This is a genomic window from Halochromatium sp. NSM3 (genome assembly GCF_059621085.1).
Genome location: NZ_JCAQIA010000071.1, coordinates 1 through 4,639 on the forward strand (window position 1 = coordinate 1; position 4,639 = coordinate 4,639).

9 protein-coding genes are annotated in these 4,639 nt (G+C 61.0%); 7 read left to right on the top strand and 2 right to left on the bottom strand.

The window, feature by feature from the left end; translation table 11 throughout:
• Positions 1-351 precede the first annotated feature (351 nt).
• Genes AC54T3_RS17060 through AC54T3_RS17080 form a run of 5 tightly spaced genes read left to right on the top strand, consistent with a single transcriptional unit; the run spans position 352 to position 3,473 of the window.
• A complete protein-coding gene (locus tag AC54T3_RS17060) occupies positions 352-1,200 on the top strand; it encodes an NAD-dependent epimerase/dehydratase family protein (RefSeq protein ID WP_496626512.1) in 849 nt (282 codons plus the stop codon).
• A complete protein-coding gene (locus tag AC54T3_RS17065) occupies positions 1,187-2,266 on the top strand; it encodes a class I SAM-dependent methyltransferase (protein ID WP_496626513.1) in 1,080 nt (359 codons plus the stop codon). The genes AC54T3_RS17060 and AC54T3_RS17065 overlap by 14 nt, the downstream gene beginning before the upstream one ends.
• Positions 2,253-3,026 carry a cephalosporin hydroxylase family protein gene (locus AC54T3_RS17070; protein WP_496626514.1) on the top strand — a complete coding sequence of 258 codons (774 nt, stop codon included), beginning with the start codon at positions 2,253-2,255 and terminating at the stop codon, positions 3,024-3,026. Before AC54T3_RS17065 ends, AC54T3_RS17070 begins: the two co-directional genes overlap by 14 nt.
• The gene (locus AC54T3_RS17075; RefSeq protein ID WP_496626515.1) at positions 3,023-3,265 is read left to right on the top strand and encodes a type II toxin-antitoxin system HicA family toxin; all 243 of its coding nucleotides are present in this window, start codon (positions 3,023-3,025) and stop codon (positions 3,263-3,265) included. The genes AC54T3_RS17070 and AC54T3_RS17075 overlap by 4 nt, the downstream gene beginning before the upstream one ends.
• Positions 3,249-3,473: a type II toxin-antitoxin system HicB family antitoxin gene (locus AC54T3_RS17080; protein ID WP_496626516.1), complete on the top strand. Its 225-nt coding sequence runs from the start codon at positions 3,249-3,251 to the stop codon at positions 3,471-3,473. Before AC54T3_RS17075 ends, AC54T3_RS17080 begins: the two co-directional genes overlap by 17 nt.
• 122 nt (positions 3,474-3,595) lie before the next feature.
• Here AC54T3_RS17080 and AC54T3_RS17085 read toward each other — a convergent pair whose 3' ends face one another.
• Both AC54T3_RS17085 and AC54T3_RS17090 read right to left on the bottom strand, forming a co-directional pair.
• Positions 3,596-3,832, bottom strand: coding sequence for an SDR family NAD(P)-dependent oxidoreductase (locus AC54T3_RS17085; protein WP_496626517.1), 237 nt, complete (start codon positions 3,830-3,832; stop codon positions 3,596-3,598).
• A complete protein-coding gene (locus AC54T3_RS17090) occupies positions 3,772-4,032 on the bottom strand; it encodes a helix-turn-helix domain-containing protein (protein WP_496626518.1) in 261 nt (86 codons plus the stop codon). The genes AC54T3_RS17085 and AC54T3_RS17090 overlap by 61 nt, the downstream gene beginning before the upstream one ends.
• A gap of 57 nt (positions 4,033-4,089) precedes the next feature.
• On the opposite strand from AC54T3_RS17090, the gene AC54T3_RS17095 reads away from it, so the two are divergent.
• Together AC54T3_RS17095 and AC54T3_RS17100 are read left to right on the top strand one after the other, a co-directional pair.
• The gene (locus tag AC54T3_RS17095; protein ID WP_496626519.1) at positions 4,090-4,317 is read left to right on the top strand and encodes a hypothetical protein; all 228 of its coding nucleotides are present in this window, start codon (positions 4,090-4,092) and stop codon (positions 4,315-4,317) included.
• Positions 4,314-4,639 (top strand): Rossmann-fold NAD(P)-binding domain-containing protein (locus AC54T3_RS17100; RefSeq protein WP_496626520.1); only part of this gene is annotated, 326 nt, incomplete at its 3' end. The genes AC54T3_RS17095 and AC54T3_RS17100, both read left to right, overlap by 4 nt.

The following is a 4,639-nucleotide window of genomic DNA, read 5'->3' on the forward strand; positions in this document are numbered from 1 at the left end:
ATATCGTAACCGGCTGATCTTAAATGTTGTTTTTATGCACCTTAAAAGGGCTGGTATCTTGGACTTGGACAATAGATCTGATCAAGTGATACCCAAATCTGCCTAAACTCGGTGCCCTGGATCAGTGATCCGGTCATTATCGACGCTGAGATCCAACTGAAGTTGAATCGATTTCCAGCCGAACCATCACACAAATTTGCAATGGACTGAATCTATGAGCGTCTTAATCCCCGACCCCCAACCCTCCATCACTCAGTTGGAAGTGCGCGATACCACGAATGCCGCCGTCAATGGCTGTGATGCGTATAACAGCTGGGGCGATCACTGCGCTGGTTACATGCGGAGCCCAGGATGCTAGGACTGACAGGCGCCACCGGCTTCGTCGGCCGCCAAATCCTCCGCGCGCTCATGGAACGCGATCAGCCGGTTCGCGTCATCAAGCGCCCCGGCTCCAAATGGCCAGACACGCCAGCAGAACCGGACGGCCTGGAGATTGCCACCACGGCTGACCTGTTCGCCGAAACCGACGCTGGCCTCGATGCCCTCACCGCTGGCATCGATACCCTGATTCATGCCGCTTGGTATGCCGAGCCCGGTCAGTACCTGACCTCCGAACGCAATCTCGACTGCCTGAACGGCACGCTGCGCCTCGCGCAAGCCTTCCAACGCACCGGCGGACGGCGCTTCATCGTCATCGGCACCTGCTTTGAATACGATGTCCAAGCGCGCGTACTCAGTGCAGAGACCCCATTGCGGCCTGGAACCCTCTATGCCGCCGCCAAGGCTTCGACCTTCCAACTCCTGAGCCAACTCTTGCCTGCGGCCGGGATCGCGTTTGCCTGGTGCCGCCTGTTCTACCTCTATGGCGAAGGTGAGGACGCGCGCCGGCTGGTACCGCATCTGCGTGCCCGCCTATCCGCTGGCGAGCCCGCCGAACTGACTAGCGGCCGGCAGATTCGCGATTTTCTCGATGTGCGCGAGGCCGGTGAGCGCATCGCTGCCGTTGCCCTCGGTGAGCGCCAAGGCGCCATCAACATCTGCTCCGGGGTGCCGATCACTGTTCGCCAACTGGCCGAGCAGATTGCCGATGAATACGGTCGCCGAGACCTCCTGCACTTTGGTGCGCGGCCGGACAACCGCTTCGATCCGCCCTGTGTGCTGGGCATCCCCGATGGAGACCTACAACATGGCGGTGCCTGAAACCCTGCTCTATGAGCAGCGCGACTTTCCGATCTTCCAAAACCGCATGTACGCCAGCGCCGAAGCGGGGCGCGCCTGTCCGCGCGGCGACATTCGGTTGGTTCAGGATGCCACGACTGGGCTGATCTATAACCAGGCCTTTCGCCCCGAGCGGATGGCCTACGATCAGCACTACCAGAACGAACAGGCGGTCAGCCCGGTCTTTCAGCGTCATCTGGAACAGGTCGCCGACCTGGTCGAGCGCTATCTGGGGCGCGATGGGCTGATCGAGGTCGGCTGCGGCAAAGGCTATTTTCTCGAACGGCTACTCGCGCGTGGTGTCGGCATTCGCGGCTTCGATCCGGCTTACGAAGGCGATCACCCGGCAATCGAACCGCGTGCGTTTGACCCGCAAGTCGGTCTGACCGCCAAGGGTGTGGTGCTGCGGCATGTGCTGGAGCATCTGCAGACCCCGTTTGAATTCCTGCGGCAAGTGCGCGACGCCAACGGCGGCGCTGGGCTCATCTACATCGAGGTGCCCTGCCTGGAGTGGATCGGCCAGCAGCGAGCCTGGTTCGACATCTTCTATGAGCATGTCAACTATTTTCGGCCCAGCGACTTCCGTCGCCTCTTTGGCGAGGTTGTCGCTGCAGGGCATCTGTTTGGTGGGCAATATCAGTATGTCGTCGCCGAATTGGCCTCCTTGCGGCGACCCTTAGCAGAAGACCAAGACGCCTTCCAACTGCCGGATGACTTCCTTTCATCATTGGCAGACCGCAGACCGCAGACCGCAGACCGCAGACGGTTGCCGGTCGGCGTCTGGGGTGGTGCCTCCAAGGGCGTCATCTTCGCACTGCTGCGCGAACGTCTCGGACAACCCGTCGACGTGGTGATCGACCTGAACCCGGCAAAACAGGGCCTTTACCTGCCAGCGACTGGCCTTCGGGTGCATGCACCCGACGCAGGACTCGCCAAGTTACCAGCGGGTTCTCCGCTCTACATCATGAATTCCATCTACGCCGACGAGATCAAAGCCATGTCAGGCGGCCACTACACCTACATTGGGATCGAACATGACGGAATTTGAGCAAGCGGTCCAAGCGCGACTTCAGGCCGTTGAACACAACGATGGCCTGATGGCCGCTGGTCAAGCCTTCATGCAGGCGACCATCCTGTCGCAATATTCCTACAACTTCTTCTGGCAAGGCCGGCCCATCATCCAATACCCCCAGGATATGATGGCGATGCAGGAGTTGATCTGGTCAATCAAGCCCGACCTGATCATCGAAACCGGCATCGCCCACGGCGGCTCGCTGATCTTCAGCGCATCGATGCTCGCGCTGCTCGACTACTGCGAAGCCGCAGAGCAGGGCAAAACGCTCAATCCAGCGCACCCCAAGCGCCAGGTCATCGGCCTCGACATCGACATCCGCGCCCACAACCGCGCCGCCATCGAAGCCCATCCCATGGCCAGCCGCATCCAGATGATCCAAGGCTCCTCCATCGCCCCCGAGATCATCGAGCAGGTACAGACGGCGGCTCAGGGCCATGAGCGCATCCTCGTCTGCCTGGACTCCAACCACACCCACGACCACGTCCTCGCCGAGCTGGAAGCCTACGCCCCGCTGGTCACCCCCGGCAGCTACTGCGTGGTGTTTGATACCATCATCGAAGACCTGCCGGCCGACATGTTCCCCGATCGCCCCTGGGGACCGGGCGATAATCCCAAGACCGCTGTGCATGCGTACCTCAAGACCCACCCGGAGTTCGAGATCGACAAGCAGATCGACCACAAGCTGCTGATCAGCGTGGCGCCGGATGGGTATTTGCGGCGAGGTCAGTTATGAAGCGGGACAAGCGCATTGCTGCGTTACGGACCAACCCAAAGGCAGTCCGATTCGAGGATGCTTGCCGCATTGCCGAGGCATTGGGATTTGAATGCCAGGGCGGGCAAGGCTCACATCAGACCTATGGCCGTGTTGGCGAGCCGGTCCTGCTGAATTTTCAGAACCGGGCGGGTTACATCAAGCCCGATCAAGCCAGGCAATTGATCGAAATGGTGGAAAAGTATGAATCCGGCCAATAGATACCTCGTGGAGATTTTCTGGAGCGATGAAGACGAGGGTTTCATTGCCATCGCCCCGGATTTGCCAGGCTGTTCCGCATTTGGCGACACCCAGCAAGAAGCCTTGCACGAAATGAACGCGGCCATGGCTTCTTGGCTAGAAGCTTGTGCAACGATGAATCGCCCCCTCCCAGAACCCAAAGCTCAACCCCAGCGAATCGCTGCGTGATTCGAGTGTCAACCACACCGCTCTGTGCAAAGGTCGACATCGGCTTTCACGCCCTGGTCCGATCACTCCTAGCGGCGCTGCAACCCGATGTGCCACAGTTTCGCGACATCCTGCACGATCTCTCAGCCCGTGGCGAGCAGTGCTGGATGAGTCGCGGCGAACTGCTCGAGCCGTTCGCGGTCGCAATCGAGCGCGGCGACGCGGGCACCTTCGGCGAACAGGCGCTCGGCGAGGGCGCGGCCAAAACCAGCGGCGGCGCCGGTGATGCGTGCAGGTTTCTGGCGAAGATCCACTGGCGCTAAGCGGCCGATTCCTGCTCGAGATCCCACGCCGGAAAAGCCAAGGCACCGGGATGACATGTGAGCGCGCGAGCGAGGGCCTTGGCCTGCTCGATGTCGAGGGGCGAGCGCTCGGCTTCGATGGCGACCAGCGCCGCCAGGGGCAATCCGGCGCGGACGGCGAGTTCTTTTTGACTGAAACCTTGAAGCTCACGCAGGATACGCACGGACTCTCCAGACGAAACCTCGATACTGCGCGTGGCTGGGTGAAATTCGTTCATGTCACTTTCTCCGGTAATCATGCAGCATGCGCGGTGGCGACGAAGGAGTAGGGCGTGGTGATGACCTCGCCGGTGATGCTCTACCGACGCGAGGCACCTGACATGGCCTACACCCTGGAACAATTCCTCCGCGAGACCCACGAGATGGTCATCGACGAGGCCATCCGCAGCGACCCCGACGCGATTCTCCAGCGGTTCGATCCCGAGGATCGGCTCAAGGGGCTTGATTCCGCCACCATCGAAGCCTGGTTCGCCAAGCAGAAATCAAACAACGAACGCGATTGATCTCGTCCTTCTCGCCGCACGCCGTCCAGCGCATCTTCCAGGCCCAAGAGTTGCGCCTCTGGGATGTCGAACAGCTGTCTACGCATGGCGGCAGCCTGCGCGTTTACGGCATCCACGCCGACGACCCGCGCCCGAGCACTCCGGCAGTGATCGACCTGCTCGCCACCGAACGACAGCAGGGCCTGCTCGACCTCAGCACCTACCAAGCCTTCCAGCCGCGCGCCGACCACATCAAGAACGACCTCCTCGCCCATCTGCTAGCGAACAAGCGCGCCGGCCGCCGCATCGCCGCCTACGGCGCCGCCGCCAAAGGCAACACCCT

What these genes read in the sequence shown, in the direction of transcription:
- AC54T3_RS17060 (WP_496626512.1), top strand. Translation starts at nt 352, where the DNA reads ATGCTAGGACTGACAGGCGCCACCGGCTTCGTCGGCCGCCAAATCCTC.
- AC54T3_RS17065 (WP_496626513.1), top strand. Translation starts at nt 1,187, where the DNA reads ATGGCGGTGCCTGAAACCCTGCTCTATGAGCAGCGCGACTTTCCGATC.
- AC54T3_RS17070 (WP_496626514.1), top strand. Translation starts at nt 2,253, where the DNA reads ATGACGGAATTTGAGCAAGCGGTCCAAGCGCGACTTCAGGCCGTTGAA.
- AC54T3_RS17075 (WP_496626515.1), top strand. Translation starts at nt 3,023, where the DNA reads ATGAAGCGGGACAAGCGCATTGCTGCGTTACGGACCAACCCAAAGGCA.
- AC54T3_RS17080 (WP_496626516.1), top strand. Translation starts at nt 3,249, where the DNA reads ATGAATCCGGCCAATAGATACCTCGTGGAGATTTTCTGGAGCGATGAA.
- AC54T3_RS17085 (WP_496626517.1), bottom strand. Translation starts at nt 3,832, where the DNA reads ATGTCATCCCGGTGCCTTGGCTTTTCCGGCGTGGGATCTCGAGCAGGA.
- AC54T3_RS17090 (WP_496626518.1), bottom strand. Translation starts at nt 4,032, where the DNA reads ATGAACGAATTTCACCCAGCCACGCGCAGTATCGAGGTTTCGTCTGGA.